The organism is Pseudomonas sp. QC2 (assembly GCF_002859085.1).
Taxonomy (GTDB): Bacteria; Pseudomonadota; Gammaproteobacteria; order Pseudomonadales; family Pseudomonadaceae; genus Aquipseudomonas; species Aquipseudomonas petroselini.
Genome location: NZ_PKKS01000023.1, coordinates 41,257 through 55,601 on the forward strand (window position 1 = coordinate 41,257; position 14,345 = coordinate 55,601).

A 14,345-nucleotide genomic window follows, 5' to 3' on the forward strand; every position below is an offset into this window, starting at 1 on the left:
ACGGCGGCACCGGCACTTTTCACGAGGCATAAAAAAACGGCTTACCTTTCGGTAAGCCGTTTTTAGTACTTGGTGGCTACACAGGGACTTGAACCCCGGACCCCAGCATTATGAATGCTATGCTCTAACCAACTGAGCTATGTAGCCAAGTGGCGCGCATTATTCGCGTAGAACGGGAATGCGTCAAGTATTTATTTTGAGTTTTTATCTGCGCTTTCAACTGTTTAAGCGAAATCACGGGTTCGGACGACGAGTGGTTCGCGATTCACCCTGTCGCGTACCAGAAAAGCCTGATCGCGTTGGGCAGATATCCCTGCCGCCCAACGCGTGGCCTGACGTTAAGGAAACTTCGGGTTTTGAGTGGCGCGTTTGAGCTGTTCGCGCGCCCTTGATAGGCGCGAGCGGACGGTGCCGATAGGAATGTCCAGTGCGTCAGCGGTGTCCTGGTAGCTGCCGTCGGTTTCCAGTGAGGCGTAGAGCGTCTTGCGCATTTCGATTGGCAGGTGGTCGATGGCACTCAGGGTTTTTTCCAGGCGCCGGTTGATTTCAAACTCCCAATCCAGGTTGTGGTTATCCTCTTGGCCATGCCAGAGCGACTCGTCAAATTCGCAATGCACCGGCTTGGCGTACAGGCGCCTGAAGTGGTTGCGTATGAGGTTTTGCGCGATGCCGCACATCCACGTGCTGAGCGTGGCATTCCCGCTGAAGCGCTCGCGGTTGCGCCAGGCTTCCAGGTAGGTCAATTGCAGAAGATCGTCTGCATCTTCGGGGTTGAGTACGCGTTTGTGAATGAAACGCCGAAGTTTTTTTTGTTGGTCGTCTGTCAGGTGATGCATGAATTGAGGCGAGCTGCCAACGAGGTGCGCTAAGGCTTCAATAGGGATATTCATGGTTTTTTCCTTGGTGTAGACGCAGTCGAAAGGGTGTCGACGGGAACCCCTTTTGCACTGGCTGTGCCAAAGAAAATTTTTTATTAACGTATTGATTTATATAAATAAATATCTTGTATTGATGCGATTTTGTGCAGCGCCTTGCATAGACCATTGAAGGCTTGTGCAAGTCTTTTCAAAATGGCCGTGCAATCGTCTATTGATGGAACCGCATGGTCGGGTCTTGCCACACAGGGAAACACTCTTCCTGTTCGGGCCTGTCCATGAAAGTTGAATTTTCCCCCGATGTGCAACCGGTCCAACAGCTGGATCAGCCTGCTGTCATCCAGTCCTCCGTTCCTGCGCCCGTCAAGGGCATGGATGAACTCGCTTTGCTGTTCAACCAGGAAGTGGACACTAACAGTCGCACGTTGGGTGAGAGGAAGATTGGCGTGCGCGTACTCCCATCCGAGCAGCTTGCGCATATCTATGATCAGTTGGGCCATCCAGCCCAGGCGACCCTGGCAAGTTTTTCACGTCGCATCCGCTGGCAATTGCTGCAGCAACCGAATGTCGACAAATTGCTGGAACTCGCGGGCGGGGACCCGGCACGCGCGTTTGTGGTGCTCAAGTATGTGGCGGCCCAGGCGGACACCGAGGTGCGCCCGTCGGAAGCGGCCTTGGCGCGTGATGCGATTGCCAAGTTGGAGGTCCGTTACAAAGGGGAAATCCAGGCGGGCCTGAACATTGCCGTGGCGTTGCAGGCGGCCTCTGTCGACCCTCAGGAGCGCCAGGCGCTACGCACGCTCTACTATGCCAGTGTGGTCACACGTCAATCGTTGGCGACGATGATGCATGCGCTGCTGGGCGTGTACGGCGGCGACCGGTTTGCCGACGGGCTGAAGGTGATGCGAAAGGCCTTGGCGGACGATATCGCGGCCAAGGTGTCGTCAATGCCGACACCTCTGTTGCGTACTTTGCTACTGGGCCTGCAAAGCTGTGGGCAGTTGAGCGGGGTGCTGGCGGGGTGTCACGCGCTGCTTCAGCGCCTGGGCATCGATCATGACGCTGTGGGTCTGCTGCAGCGCCTGTTGGGTTTCGCCGGCAGCGGCATTTCGACTGCCGAAATCCTAAGGTTTGGGGATGATTTTGGTGGGGCGTCGGAACGCCAGAAATTGTTGTCTCTGAATGCGCTTTACCCCTTGGTCCAGCAATTGCCATTGGCGTTGTGGCTCGATAGCCGAGTACGTGAAGAAACCCTGCGTGGCTTCCTGGCAGTGATGGGAGAAATGGAGCGGATTGCGCGTGGTCCTGCACGTTTTCCCGATGAGCTGGGGCCCCTGGCGTGACTGCGCTTTCGGCCATCAACCGGTTTTTGCTCAAGGTAGCGCAGCGCGCCGAAGTGCTGGGCGCCGTGGTGGTGATGGCCATCGTATTCATCTTCATCGTGCCGCTGCCTACCTGGCTGGTGGACATTCTGATTGCGCTCAATATCTGCATTTCGTGCCTGTTGATCGTATTGGCGCTGTACCTGCCGGGCCCCCTGGCATTCTCGTCGTTCCCCTCGATTCTGCTGTTGACCACCATGTTTCGCCTGGCGCTGTCGATTGCGACAACGCGCCTGATCCTGTTGGAACAGGATGCCGGTGACATCGTCGAGGCCTTTGGCAATTTCGTGGTCGGCGGCAACCTGGCGGTGGGGATGGTGATCTTTCTGATCCTGACCCTGGTCAACTTCCTGGTGATCACCAAAGGCTCGGAGCGGGTGGCCGAAGTGGCGGCGCGTTTCAGCCTGGATGCGATGCCCGGCAAGCAGATGTCCATCGACAGCGACTTGCGCGCCGGTTTGATTGACGGCATGCAAGCCAGGGACAAGCGGGAGCAGTTGTCCCGTGAGAGCCAGTTGTTCGGTGCCATGGACGGGGCGATGAAGTTCGTCAAGGGCGACGCTATCGCCGGCTTGATCATCGTCGTGGTCAACCTGTTGGGCGGTTTCTCCACGGGCATGTTCCAGCACGGTTTGAGCGCCGCCGACTCGATGGCGCTGTACTCGGTGCTGACCATTGGTGACGGCCTGATTGCGCAGATCCCGGCGCTGCTGATCTCCCTCACTGCCGGCATGATCATCACCCGTGTGGCGCCGGATGGGCGCAAGGGCGTCAGCAATATAGGGGCCGAAATTGCCCGGCAGATGACCAGCGAACCCAAGAGCTGGATGATCGCTTCGGTAGGGATGCTTGCCTTTGCCGCAGTACCCGGCATGCCTACCGGGGTGTTTATCCTGATAGCGCTGATCACCGGCAGCTTGGGGTATTACCTGGCGCGTCAGCGCCAGCGGCAAGAGCAGCCGGAAGCTGAAGTCGCCGACGTGGTGCGTCCCGAAGAGAACGGTCGTGAGGACTTGCGTGGGTTTGATCCATCGAGGCCCTACCTGTTGCAGTTCTCCCCAGCGCTGCGGGGGACGCCTGAGGTGGCTGATCTTGTGCACTCGATTCGCCAGGCGCGAAATGCGCTGGTCGCGAACATTGGCCTGACACTGCCACCGTTCGAGGTGGAACTTGATGACTCGCTGGCCGACGAGGAAATGCGCTTCTGTGTGCATGAGGTACCGATGGTCAAGGCGTCGGTGGTCAACCTCGTGGCGGTTGAGCGTAAGGCGCTGACGGTTGAGCCTGAACACGGCATACCGGGGCTGGCAGAGCGCGATGAACAACATTGGGTCTGGTTACCGCTGGGCGATCCGCTGCTCGATGATCCGCAGTTGGAGCGCTTCACCGCCGCGAGCCTGATTGTTGAGCGCATGAAGCAGGCCATGATGCTCAGCGGGCCGCAGTTCCTGGGAATTCAGGAGAGCAAGTCAATCCTCAGTTGGCTGGAGCACAACCAGCCGGAATTGGTCCAGGAGCTGCAGCGGATCATGCCGCTGTCACGTTTTTCGGCGGTGTTGCAACGCCTGGCCAGCGAGGGTGTGCCGTTGCGCGCGGTGCGGCTGATTGTCGAGTCGCTGATCGAGTACGGTCAGCATGAGCGTGAACCGGACGCGTTGGCCGACTATGCGCGCATTGCGCTCAAGGCGCAGATCTACCATCAGTACAGCGAAGCCGACGGCCTGCATGCCTGGTTACTGTCGCCGCAGGCGGAAAACATCCTGCGTGAGGCTCTACGCCAGACCCAGACTGGGGTGTTCTTTGCACTCGACGACGAACACAGCGCGGCGTTGGTCAACTTGCTCAATCAAGCCTTTTCGGTGCGCCCCAAACTCAAGAGCGTGATGCTCGTCGCGCAGGACTTGCGCAGCCCTTTGCGTACGTTGTTGCTGGAAGAATTCAACCACGTACCGGTGCTGTCTTTCGCCGAGCTGGGCAGTACCTCCAAGGTCAAAGTGCTGGGGCGCTTCGACCTTGGCCAGGACGAGTTGATGCGCGGGGCGGTGGCATGAGCGCTGGACGATGTCCCGCAGGGAGGGCGCGATGATGTTTGAGTTGCGAGTGCTCGATGGGCTGCATCAGGGCGCTGCGTTGCCCTTGTTTGGGGAGCAGTGGAGCATCGGTGCCCACATCGATGCTGACCTGGTGCTGAACGATCCGGGTATCGCCGAGCACCATGCGTGGCTGAGATTCATCGACTCGAACTGGTCAGTGCAGGCCGAGGCAGGACTGTTGCATGGGGCTGATGGTCAGTTACTGGCACAGATCGCACGCTTGGCGCCGAACGTCACATTTTCGGTGGGAGGCGTGCGGCTGTGTGTCACCTCGGCCGATCAACCCTGGCCCCAGGCGCCGGCCCCTGCACCGGTAGCGTCGTCCCAGGTCAATGACCCGGCGCGGGTACTTAAGTTATCGACCATCACGCACTCGCAGCAAAAACGCCTGATTACCTTGGTATTGGTGGTGACGGCCATCTTCATCGTGGTGGGGATGGCCTCCACTGGAGAGCCTGAGGCCCAGGCTTCCTTGATGCCGCCGGTTGTTCAGAAACAGGAACTGGCCTCGCCGTTCGAAGTGCGCCAACAGTTGTTGAAGATGCTCGGCGAGCGTGAATTGAGCCAGCGCGTCAATTTGCAGGTCATCAATGGGCAGGTCGCGCTCAGTGGGGATGTCTCACAGGATGATGTCGAACTGGTCGCGCGCATGCTCAACCGTTTTGGCGAGCAATTTGACAGCGCGGTGCCGGTGATCAGCCGTGTGCGCGTACGGGATGGGGCGTTGCCGTTCAAGATTGTGCAGATCGTGGGTGGGCCCAATGGCCATGTGGTCCTGGAGGAGGGCAGTCGGCTGTTTGTCGGGGATGAAGTGGATGGCCTGCGCCTGGTGCTGATCGACAACAGCAAAGTGGTTTTTGACGGCGTACAGCGTTATGAGGTGCGCTGGTGAACGCGCAACTGCAAGCGCGTCTCGACGCCTGGCAGCAGCGCCAGGCCCAGTCGCTGGCGACCTTCGCGCCCGTGACGATGCGGGGCCGCATCCAGCGCGTAAATGGCATGTTGTTGCAGTGTCGACTCCCCCAGGCGCGTATCGGTGATTTATGCCGTGTGGAGAAAAAGCCGGGCGACTATATGCTCGCAGAGATCATTGGTTTCGATCAGCAGGATGCTGTGCTCAGTGCGCTGGGCAACCTGGAAGGGGTCCAGGTGGGCGCCGGCGTCGAGCGCCTCGGGGTCGCGCATCGGGTGCAGGTCAGCGAGGCACTGCTGGGCCAGGTGCTGGATGGTTTCGGGCGGCCGATCTCGGGCGAAGGTCCCGGTGCGTTTGTCGAGGCCGACTTGCCGGACACCAGCGCGGTGTTGTGTGAGGCGCCGTTGCCCACCGAGCGGCCACGGATCCACCGCGCGCTGGCCACTGGGGTGCGTTCCATCGATGGCCTGTTGACGCTGGGCGAAGGCCAGCGCGTGGGCCTGTTCGCCGGGGCCGGTTGCGGCAAGACCACCCTGTTGGCCGAGATCGCCCGTAACGTGGAGTGTGATGTCATCGTGTTCGGCCTGATCGGCGAGCGGGGGCGCGAGCTGCGTGAGTTTCTCGACCACGAGCTGGATGAGCAACTGCGTTCCAAAGCGGTGCTGGTGTGTGCCACCTCCGATCGTTCCAGCATGGAACGAGCGCGTGCCGCGTTCACGGCGACGGCGTTGGCTGAGGGTTATCGGCGCAAGGGCCTGCGCGTGTTGCTGCTGATCGACTCCCTGACCCGTTTCGCCAGGGCCCAGCGCGAAATCGGCCTGGCCGCCGGTGAGCCCCTGGGCCGTGGGGGGCTGCCGCCGTCGGTGTACAGCCTGTTGCCGCGGTTGGTCGAGCGCGCCGGGTTGACCCGTGACGGCGTGATCACGGCGATCTACACCGTGCTGATCGAGCAGGACTCAATGAACGACCCGGTGGCCGATGAAGTGCGCTCGCTGCTCGACGGCCATATCGTACTGTCCCGTAAGTTGGCCGAGCGTGGGCACTATCCCGCGGTGGATGTGCTGGCGAGCCTGTCGCGGATTTTGAGCAACGTCGCCCAGCCCGAGGATATTCAGGCGGGTACGGCGTTGCGACGCTTGTTGTCGGCCTATCAGCAGATCGAGCTGATGCTCAAGCTGGGGGAATACCAGCCAGGGAGTGATGCCTTGACCGACCTGGCTGTGGACAGTCGCCAGGCTGTCGATGGTTTCTTGCGCCAGGACTTGCGTGAGCCTGTACCGATGGCCGCGACGCTTGCGCAACTCAAGGAGCTGACCACCTATGTCCCATTCTGATGTGCTGCTCAGTGAAGTGGAGACGCTAAGGCGCCTGCGCCGGCACCGTGCGGATCGGGCCGAGCGCGCCCTGCGTGAGGCTAAGCGTGCCCAGCAGGCCCTGCTTGCGAATATCCAGCAGGCCCAGGATGCGCTTGAGCACACTCGGCAAGAGGAGGCCCTGCAAAGTGCTCGGTTGCTCAGCCAGCACCAGGGGCAGGTACTGACCTTGAAAGCCCTGAAGTCCTGGGGCGGCCAGGAGCGTTCCTTGTCTGCCAATACCCGGCGGGACATGGGGCAGTTGGAGGCCTTGCAGGGGCAGCGCGAAGAGAAGCAAACCCGCGTCGGCACAGCCCAGAAACAGGTCACTGAGTGCCTGCGGCAGGTGGAAAAACTTCAGGAGCTATCCCTTTTATTGGCGCAGGAGCCGACATGACCCAGGTTTCAGATAAACCCGCTGAACGTCCACGCCGACGTGATCCGCGAGAGGAGCGAGAACCCGGGGGCGCAGATGGGGTGCCGGCGGAGCTGACGCGGTTGTTTGCCCAGTGCTGGGCCGCTGACGATGAGGGCTCAGGGGCGCAGGCGTCCCTGTTCGGAACCCGGGCGTCGGGCGATGCCGTCATGATCGAGGCGCTTGCCGAGCAACTGGCGCCGCGTCTGCAGGCCGCGCCCCAGTGGCCGCTCAAGGCGGTCTTGTACTTGCCCCGCCTGGGGCGGATCAACGCCAGTGTGCGCCGCGAACAAGGTGCCTGGAGTATCGACCTGGAGGCGGAGGAAGCTGCGACGGCGCGTTGGTTAAGCGGCGTGCGGCAACAGTGTGAGGATCGGTTTGCGGCCACGCTGGGTCAGCCGGTCAGCCTGCATCTGCCCACTGTCGGCTGCGCATGATAGTGCCGCTGCTGACAGTGCCTTTGGTTAAGAGCAGCACGGTTGCCGCGCGACGTCGACTGGGCCGTGGCCTGAGCCTGGCGTTTCAGGTGGCCGGGCAGGGTGGCCAGTTGCGGCTCGAGCCTGGGCGTGCCCCCGCAAGAGGCGAAGCGGTGTGCTTCGAAACGGTGTGTGGCGTGCTGGCGCTCGCCGAAGCCGGTCCGTTGCTCAGCCTGCTGGGCGAGTGCCCTGTGACGTTGGCCCCCTCCGGCAACGATCCGGATTCCTGGTTCTGGGAGCTGTTCCAGCTTCACCTGAGTCCTCAGGTGCGAGCCTTGTTGGGCTATGTGCGATTGCTGGAGACCGACCGACCCAAGGCGTTTGGCTGCCGACTCAGTGTGACCCTGGGGCAAACCCGGGTCGAGGGGTATGTGTGGCTGAGCCCGGAGAGTTTCCTGGCGTTGTGCGATGCCGGCCCGTGGCGTGGCCGCGCCGGGCCGATGCCCGCGTCGTTTCGACTGGCTATCGCGGTGACCCTTGGGCGTTTGCAGTTACCGATCGCGCAAGCACGCAGCCTGCGGGTCGGTGATGTGCTGGTGCTTGAGCAGAGCTTTTTTCTAGCCCAGGGCAATGGCTACGTACAGGTTGGCACACACCGATTGCATGGGTGCATTGACGATGACAGTGGGCCGTTGTGCCTGACCCTTACTTCAATCGAGGAGACGTCTGTGGACGAAGAATTCATAGCCCCCCACTACGCCGGGGAAGAAGACGATGAACCCGTGACGGACGTATTCGGTCACGAGCCATTTGATGAACTGAGCATGGCGCTGAACGTACGCTGCGGCACGTTGAACCTCACCCTGGGCGAGTTGCGCAACCTCGCGCCGGGCGCGGTGCTGGGCATTGCCGGCTACGCACCGGGCATGGCGGGCCTCTATTACGGTGATCGGCCTATTGGCCAGGGACAGTTGGTGGAAGTCGACGGGCGCCTGGGTTTGCAGTTGTCGCGCGTGATGTTCGGTCGATGACATTTCAGGGGGTAGACCCCCTCATCCTCGCGCTATTCATTGGCGCGTTGTCGTTGATGCCTATGCTGTTGATCATCTGCACATCCTTCTTGAAGATTGTCATTGTGCTGATGATCACCCGCAACGCTATCGGTGTGCAGCAGGTGCCGCCGAGCATGGCCATCAATGGCATCGCGTTGGCTGCCACGCTGTTTATCATGGCGCCGGTCGGTTACGAGATTGCCGAGAGCGTCAAGGTTGCGCCCCTGGACACGAGCAGCGTGAAGATGTTCCTGCAGACGGGGCGTGAGGCGATCCAACCATTGTGTGCCTTCATGCTGCGCAACGTGGACCCGGATGTGCTTACGCATCTGTTGGAAAATACCGCGCGCCTGTGGCCCGCGAAAATGGCCCAGGAGGTACAGCGCGAAGACCTGATCCTGCTGATCCCAGCGTTTGTTCTGTCGCAACTGCAGGCGGGCTTCGAGATCGGCTTCTTGATCTACATCCCCTTCATCGTCATCGATCTTATTGTCTCCAACCTGCTGCTGGCGTTGGGCATGCAAATGGTCTCGCCGATGACCATTTCCCTCCCGCTCAAACTGCTGTTGTTCGTGATGGTGTCCGGCTGGTCGCGTCTGCTCGACAGCCTGTTCCTTTCCTATCTTTGAGGGGCTTATGGAACCGATTGTGCTGTTCAAGCAGGGCATGTTGCTGGTGGTGGTGCTGTCGGCGCCACCGTTGATTGTGGCAGTGGTGGTGGGGGTGATGACGTCGCTGGTGCAGGCGCTGATGCAGATACAGGACCAGACGCTGCCCTTTGGTATCAAGTTGGTGGCGGTGGGTATCACGTTGGTCATGACCGGGCGCTGGATTGGCGTGGAGTTGATCCAGCTGATCAATCTGACCTTCGACATGATCGGCCGCTCGGCCCTGAATTGAGGTATCGCCAGTGCTGCTATACCTCGAGTTTCTACCCAGCCTGCTCATCGGCATGGCGCGTATCTACCCCTGCGCCCTGCTGGTGGCCGCGTTCTGTTTTCAACATATACGCGGCAGGCTCCGGGGCACCATTGTGATGGTCATGGCGCTGCTGCCTGCACCGGGTATTCATGCGGCCTTGGAGGGGCAGGACTACTCGGCGCTGATACTGGCCGCGCTGGTGCTTAAGGAGATGGCGCTGGGGTTGCTGCTGGGGGTACTGCTGTCGATGCCGTTCTGGATGTTCGAGTCAGTGGGGGCGCTGCTGGATAACCAACGCGGCGCTCTGGCTGGCGGTCAGCTAAACCCCTCGTTGGGGCCGGATGCGACGCCGATTGGACATTTGTTCAAGCAACTGGCGATTTTCCTGCTGATGGTGAGCCTGGGGTTGGGCACGTTGACCCAGGTGATCTGGGACAGCTACCTGATCTGGCCTCCCACCGCATGGTTCCCGCTGCCGGCGGCGAATGGCATGAGCGTGTTCATCGACCTGTTGGGTGACACCTTCACGCACATGTTGCTCTACGCCGCGCCCTTTATCGCGGTGTTGCTGTTGCTCGAATTCGGTATCGCGCTGCTGGGCGTCTACAGTCAGCAATTGCAGGTCAGCACGCTGGCGCCACCGGTCAAAAGCCTGGCGGGTATCGGCATCCTTCTTCTCTACTTTGCGCTGCTGCAGGACCTGATCGTCGGGCGCATGAGCCTGCTGGGCGACCTGAGACACTCACTCGGGCTATTGATCAAGGTTGCAATCCCATGAGTGACTCGGGCGAAAAAAAGCACCCCGCGTCAGCCAAGAAACTGCGTGACCAGCGCAAAAAAGGCCAGGTCGCCCAAAGCCAGGACGTTGCAAAGCTGCTGGCATTGACGGCCATCAGCGAGATCGCTTTGTTCACCGCCGAGACCAGCCTGCAACGTTTCCAGCAACTGATGCTACTGCCGTTGTCACGCCTGACCCAGCCCTTTGCACGAGCGCTGGAAGAAGTGCTGTTTGAGGGGATGACAGTGTTTTTTTCGTTCGCCCTGTTGATGGTCGGGGTGGCGATTACCACGAAGCTGATCAGCAGTTGGATGCAGTTCGGGTTGCTGTTCGCTCCCGAGACGCTGAAGCTGGATTTCAATCGCCTCAATCCTATCAGCCAAGTCAAGCAGATGTTCTCTGCCCAGCAGTTGATGAGCCTGCTGATGAGCATTGCGAAGGCCTGCCTGATTGCTTCGATTCTGTATGTAGTGATCTGGCCCTCATTGGGTACGCTGATCAACCTGGCCACCAGCGATCTGCAAAGTTACATCCTGGCGTTGATTGCGCTGTTTCGTCACTTGCTGCATGTCTGCCTCGGTATGCTGCTGGTGCTGGCGCTTATCGACCTGATCATGGTGAGGCACTTTTTCGCCAAGCGCATGCGCATGACCCAGGTGGAGGTGGTCAAGGAGTACAAAGACATGGAGGGTGACCCCCACGTCAAAGGGCAGCGGCGTTCGCTGGCGTATCAATTGGCCCAGGAAGAACCCAAGGTCAAGCTGCCCAAGCTGGAGGAGTCCGACATGCTGGTGGTCAACCCGACGCACTTTGCTGTTGCCCTGTATTACCGTCCCGGTAAAACGCCGCTGCCGATGCTGGTGAGCAAAGGTACCGACGATGAAGCGCGCACATTGATCCGCCGCGCCAAGGCGGCCGATGTGCCGGTGATCCAATGTGTATGGCTGGCGCGCACGCTCCACACGAACAAGCTGGGCGCAAGCATCCCTCGCGAGACCTTGCAGGCGGTGGCGCTGATCTACCGCACCTTGCGCGAGCTTGATGATGAGGCCAAACGCGAAACCCTGGAGTTGCCGGAGCTTGAACGGCGCTGATCAGCGGATCGAACCAGTATTCAAGGCTTGCAGGCCGGCCAGTGACAGCATCCGGCTGAGGATCCTGTCGAGCGCGCTGTTGGAGGCAGGCAGTGCATGCCAGATCACCAGGGCGTACTGGGCGTCGAGGTAAACAAAACAGCCATCGAACGCCCGTGCGTGCTCACAGCGAAGCTCCAATACCCGCTGCAATTGCCCGGTCTGCAGCGCTTCGCGAGCAACTTGCAGGGCGAGTCCCGGGCGATCTCCAGCGTGCAGTGCGCTTACCTTGATACCGGGCGCGAGCGGCAGGTGAGCAGCAGTGCCGCTCACCAGGTTGTCCAGAAATACCTTGCGTTGATCGTCGGGCATTTACGAGGACCTCACCGTTCCAGCGATACCGTCTGGTAATCCGCACGTTCGCCGGCGGGGCCCGGCTCAACGCGCATTTGCGGCGGCCACCAGATCACCATCTTGTCCTTGGTCGATTGTGGGCGTGAGCACGAGTCTCCCTTACAGGTGGGGGTGCAGCCGGCGACGAGCAGTGCCGCGCCGATCAGCATGACGCACAGTACAGGGTGTTTCATGGCGTGGCCTTCTGAGTGGGAGTGATCAAGGAGGGGCGGGGCACACTGAGGTGTTCATCCTTCACCACGGGGCGCATGGCAATAAACACCTCGGCTTCTTCACCCGGCTTTAACCAGGCACGCGGCCACACGGTGACCGCCAGGGTCTGCGAGTTGCTGCATTCCTTTTCATCGATACGCACATTGCGTTTGAACTGGTTGCGCAGTACCACGACCGCCACGTTGTATTCAGGGCCGGCGTACCACTGGCTGCGTTCGGTATTCAGCGCCAGCAAGTCACGGGTGTTGCACAAGGTGTTCAGCCCCAGCGGCATCGGCGCGGCGTTGAACGCTTTGGGCACTTCCCCACTGACCAGGCGGGCCAGCGTAGTGATGATGTCACTGCGTTTGATCACAGGCTGATGCGGCGAATAGCGCCTGGCCAGTGGTGTGAGGGCCGCTTGTAACTCAGCCTGGTCGTCCTGTGGCAAGTAGCGCGATGGGTCGTCCTGGTCGCCGATGACGCGGGGTGTCAGGATAAACAAGCGTTCACGGCGATTGTTGTGGCGTTCTGTCGAAGAGAACAGCGCCTTGCCCAGCAACGGAATATCCCCCAGCAGCGGAATCTTCTTTTGCTGGTCGGAACTGTCTGTGACATGGAAGCCACCCACTACCAGCGAACGCTTCTCCTGCATCACGGCCTGGGTGCTGACCTTGCCCCGGCGAACGTCGGGGTGATTGGGGTCTCGCTCGGGATTGGTTTCGTCGAAATTACCGTCTTCGATATCGACGACCAAATGGATCTGGTGAACGCCGCGGCCCGTCGTTACCCGGGGAACCACTTGGAGGCTGGTGCCCACCGTGACAGGCAAAATGGTTGCGTAATCTCTACCGGGGGTGATGTATTGGGTGCGGTTGAAGTCGATCACCGCCGGCTGGTTTTCCAGGGTGAGCACCGAAGGGTTGGAGACCATGGTTGCCAGGCCCTTGGCCTCCAGTGCGCGGATGTCGGCGTAAAAACGATCACGGTTTTCAATCGAAACTTGCGACGAGGTGCCAGGTGCCATGTTGACGCCTCCGCGGAAGCGACTGTTCTGGAAACCCCAGTTCACCCCGAATTCACGCAATTGCGTACGTTCGATATCGAGAATGATTGCGTCGATTTCGATCAACTTGCGCGCGACGTCGAGTTGAGTGATCAGGTCGCGGTACATGGCCTGGCGTTCCGGCAGGTCATAGATCAGCACAGCGTTATTGCGCACATCGGCTTCGACGCGGATCCGGCTCTTGGAGACCGGGGCGCGTGGCGTGACTGTCGGACCCGTGTCCAATTGTCCTGCGTTGCCATTTGCACCGAGCATTTGGCCCAGTAACGGATTGCCCAGCCGAGGTACATTGGGGGTTAGAGGGGACGGCTGGGATGAATCGGGTTGGCTCATCCCCGTTAGCGTCGAGGCTGAGCGGGGCTCCAAGAGTCCCCGCAAAATGTTCGCGACGCCGGGGACAATGAGCTTTTCACCGCGGTAGTCCACTTTGCGGTCTGCGGCATTGGCGAACTTGAGTGGGAAGCTGAGCACGCTCTGTTTTTCATCCGCCGAGCGGCGTTTGCTGCTGAACTGTTTGATCTGTTCGATGTAGGTTTTGGGGCCGGAGACCAGTACGACACCGTCTTCAGGCAATTCGCCCCAGCCGAAACGACTATCAAGCAGGCCGATATCGGTCAGCGCCTGCTTGAGGTCGCTGATGGTCTCCGAAGAAACCTCCAGGCGCGCGGACTCTTGCTGGTCCAGCGTGCTGATGAACAGGGTGTTGTTGTAGAGATACCACTGAAAACGGTGCTCAACGCCGAGTCTATCCAGCATGGATTGCGGGGTGTTCGCGCGGATCTTGCCGTTGACGTCGCCCTCCAGCAGCCCCTCGATTTGCAGTTGCGTGCCGAAGGTCCGGGCAAAGTCTTCGAGCACTTCGCGTAGCGGTTTGTGCTCGGCCTCATACGCGTAGGCGGTGTTTTTCCATTCGGCGGGGATGGCGGCGACGGACGGATGCACCGGGGTCAGCAAACAGGCAAATGCAATCAGGCATCGCCAATCGGCACGGCGGGATGACGTTTCAGGCCGTTTCATGCGCAAGCTGCTGCGCTTGTTGATCTTGTTATGCATAGGGGCTTCCCTGATTAGTGCAACAACGAACGTAGCGAGGTCGGTTTGAGTTGATGGGCCGGCTTATTCAGGCGCGCAACGGTGGCGCGCCAGGTATCGCGTTGGTTGAGCAGGGACTCCATACAGCGCTGCAGATGCTGCTCGTCCTGTGGGTTATGCACGCAATGAGTCAGCCAGAGTTCACCACTGGCTGGGGCTTGAGCGAGAGCACCTTGAAAGTGAGCGAGGCTGATTGCCCCCAGGCGCATCCAAGTCATCAGCATTGATTTGTCCGGGGGGTGTTGAGTCAGTTGAACACTTAGCACCAGGGTGTCCGAGCAGTGACGTAGGACAATTTCGTCATTGTTCTC

General features: G+C 60.2%; 16 protein-coding genes and 1 tRNA gene. 11 read left to right on the plus strand and 6 right to left on the minus strand.

What is annotated here, in order from left to right:
- Nucleotides 1-70 precede the first annotated feature (70 nt).
- Nucleotides 71-147: transfer RNA gene (locus tag QCBJ_RS20865), tRNA-Met, on the minus strand.
- A gap of 191 nt (nt 148-338) precedes the next feature.
- Nucleotides 339-890, minus strand: a complete 552-nt coding sequence (locus QCBJ_RS20870; RefSeq protein ID WP_102061535.1) for an RNA polymerase sigma factor — start codon at nt 888-890, stop codon at nt 339-341.
- Between the two features lie 263 nt (nt 891-1,153).
- Here QCBJ_RS20870 and QCBJ_RS20875 point away from each other — a divergent pair, with 263 nt between their 5' ends.
- Genes QCBJ_RS20875 through sctU form a run of 11 tightly spaced genes read left to right on the plus strand, consistent with a single transcriptional unit; the run spans nt 1,154 to nt 11,291 of the window.
- On the plus strand, nt 1,154-2,218 hold the full coding sequence (locus tag QCBJ_RS20875; protein WP_102061536.1) for a TyeA family type III secretion system gatekeeper subunit: 1,065 nt from the start codon (nt 1,154-1,156) through the stop codon (nt 2,216-2,218).
- On the plus strand, nt 2,215-4,308 hold the full coding sequence (gene sctV / locus QCBJ_RS20880; protein WP_046034129.1) for a type III secretion system export apparatus subunit SctV: 2,094 nt from the start codon (nt 2,215-2,217) through the stop codon (nt 4,306-4,308). The genes QCBJ_RS20875 and sctV overlap by 4 nt, the downstream gene beginning before the upstream one ends.
- A gap of 34 nt (nt 4,309-4,342) precedes the next feature.
- Nucleotides 4,343-5,242, plus strand: coding sequence for an FHA domain-containing protein (locus tag QCBJ_RS20885; RefSeq protein WP_102061821.1), 900 nt, complete (start codon nt 4,343-4,345; stop codon nt 5,240-5,242).
- Nucleotides 5,239-6,597: a FliI/YscN family ATPase gene (locus QCBJ_RS20890; RefSeq protein ID WP_102061537.1), complete on the plus strand. Its 1,359-nt coding sequence runs from the start codon at nt 5,239-5,241 to the stop codon at nt 6,595-6,597. Before QCBJ_RS20885 ends, QCBJ_RS20890 begins: the two co-directional genes overlap by 4 nt.
- A complete protein-coding gene (locus QCBJ_RS20895; RefSeq protein ID WP_012722086.1) occupies nt 6,584-7,012 on the plus strand; it encodes a YscO family type III secretion system apparatus protein in 429 nt (142 codons plus the stop codon). Before QCBJ_RS20890 ends, QCBJ_RS20895 begins: the two co-directional genes overlap by 14 nt.
- Nucleotides 7,009-7,467 (plus strand): type III secretion system HrpP C-terminal domain-containing protein, encoded by a 459-nt coding sequence (locus QCBJ_RS20900; RefSeq protein ID WP_102061538.1) that lies wholly within the window; start codon nt 7,009-7,011, stop codon nt 7,465-7,467. The genes QCBJ_RS20895 and QCBJ_RS20900 overlap by 4 nt, the downstream gene beginning before the upstream one ends.
- Nucleotides 7,464-8,477, plus strand: coding sequence for a FliM/FliN family flagellar motor switch protein (locus QCBJ_RS20905; RefSeq protein WP_046034125.1), 1,014 nt, complete (start codon nt 7,464-7,466; stop codon nt 8,475-8,477). The genes QCBJ_RS20900 and QCBJ_RS20905 overlap by 4 nt, the downstream gene beginning before the upstream one ends.
- Entirely contained in the window at nt 8,474-9,127 is a 654-nt protein-coding gene (gene sctR, locus QCBJ_RS20910) for a type III secretion system export apparatus subunit SctR (protein ID WP_102061539.1), read from the plus strand. Before QCBJ_RS20905 ends, sctR begins: the two co-directional genes overlap by 4 nt.
- 7 nt (nt 9,128-9,134) lie before the next feature.
- Nucleotides 9,135-9,398, plus strand: coding sequence for a type III secretion system export apparatus subunit SctS (sctS, locus tag QCBJ_RS20915; protein ID WP_102061540.1), 264 nt, complete (start codon nt 9,135-9,137; stop codon nt 9,396-9,398).
- 10 nt (nt 9,399-9,408) lie between these two features.
- Nucleotides 9,409-10,197 carry a type III secretion system export apparatus subunit SctT gene (sctT, locus tag QCBJ_RS20920; RefSeq protein ID WP_102061541.1) on the plus strand — a complete coding sequence of 263 codons (789 nt, stop codon included), beginning with the start codon at nt 9,409-9,411 and terminating at the stop codon, nt 10,195-10,197.
- Complete coding sequence (gene sctU / locus QCBJ_RS20925; RefSeq protein WP_102061542.1) at nt 10,194-11,291, plus strand: type III secretion system export apparatus subunit SctU; 1,098 nt, start codon at nt 10,194-10,196, stop codon at nt 11,289-11,291. Before sctT ends, sctU begins: the two co-directional genes overlap by 4 nt.
- On the opposite strand, the gene QCBJ_RS20930 is transcribed toward sctU, so the two are convergent.
- Genes QCBJ_RS20930 through QCBJ_RS20945 form a run of 4 tightly spaced genes read right to left on the minus strand, consistent with a single transcriptional unit; the run spans nt 11,292 to nt 14,258 of the window.
- The gene (locus QCBJ_RS20930; protein WP_102061543.1) at nt 11,292-11,642 is read right to left on the minus strand and encodes a transcriptional regulator; all 351 of its coding nucleotides are present in this window, start codon (nt 11,640-11,642) and stop codon (nt 11,292-11,294) included.
- Between the two features lie 11 nt (nt 11,643-11,653).
- The gene (hrpT, locus tag QCBJ_RS20935) at nt 11,654-11,857 is read right to left on the minus strand and encodes an HrpT family type III secretion system protein (RefSeq protein WP_012722094.1); all 204 of its coding nucleotides are present in this window, start codon (nt 11,855-11,857) and stop codon (nt 11,654-11,656) included.
- The gene (gene sctC / locus QCBJ_RS20940; RefSeq protein ID WP_102061544.1) at nt 11,854-13,995 is read right to left on the minus strand and encodes a type III secretion system outer membrane ring subunit SctC; all 2,142 of its coding nucleotides are present in this window, start codon (nt 13,993-13,995) and stop codon (nt 11,854-11,856) included. Before sctC ends, hrpT begins: the two co-directional genes overlap by 4 nt.
- 14 nt (nt 13,996-14,009) lie before the next feature.
- Entirely contained in the window at nt 14,010-14,258 is a 249-nt protein-coding gene (locus QCBJ_RS20945; RefSeq protein ID WP_224795894.1) for a hypothetical protein, read from the minus strand.
- Nucleotides 14,259-14,345 lie beyond the last annotated feature (87 nt).

Coding starts and splice junctions, on each gene's coding strand:
- QCBJ_RS20870 (WP_102061535.1), bottom strand. CDS start 890: ATGAATATCCCTATTGAAGCCTTAGCGCACCTCGTTGGCAGCTCGCCT.
- QCBJ_RS20875 (WP_102061536.1), top strand. CDS start 1,154: ATGAAAGTTGAATTTTCCCCCGATGTGCAACCGGTCCAACAGCTGGAT.
- QCBJ_RS20885 (WP_102061821.1), top strand. CDS start 4,343: ATGTTTGAGTTGCGAGTGCTCGATGGGCTGCATCAGGGCGCTGCGTTG.
- QCBJ_RS20895 (WP_012722086.1), top strand. CDS start 6,584: ATGTCCCATTCTGATGTGCTGCTCAGTGAAGTGGAGACGCTAAGGCGC.
- QCBJ_RS20900 (WP_102061538.1), top strand. CDS start 7,009: ATGACCCAGGTTTCAGATAAACCCGCTGAACGTCCACGCCGACGTGAT.
- QCBJ_RS20905 (WP_046034125.1), top strand. CDS start 7,464: ATGATAGTGCCGCTGCTGACAGTGCCTTTGGTTAAGAGCAGCACGGTT.
- sctR (WP_102061539.1), top strand. CDS start 8,474: ATGACATTTCAGGGGGTAGACCCCCTCATCCTCGCGCTATTCATTGGC.
- sctS (WP_102061540.1), top strand. CDS start 9,135: ATGGAACCGATTGTGCTGTTCAAGCAGGGCATGTTGCTGGTGGTGGTG.
- sctU (WP_102061542.1), top strand. CDS start 10,194: ATGAGTGACTCGGGCGAAAAAAAGCACCCCGCGTCAGCCAAGAAACTG.
- QCBJ_RS20930 (WP_102061543.1), bottom strand. CDS start 11,642: ATGCCCGACGATCAACGCAAGGTATTTCTGGACAACCTGGTGAGCGGC.
- hrpT (WP_012722094.1), bottom strand. CDS start 11,857: ATGAAACACCCTGTACTGTGCGTCATGCTGATCGGCGCGGCACTGCTC.
- sctC (WP_102061544.1), bottom strand. CDS start 13,995: ATGCATAACAAGATCAACAAGCGCAGCAGCTTGCGCATGAAACGGCCT.
- QCBJ_RS20945 (WP_224795894.1), bottom strand. CDS start 14,258: ATGCTGATGACTTGGATGCGCCTGGGGGCAATCAGCCTCGCTCACTTT.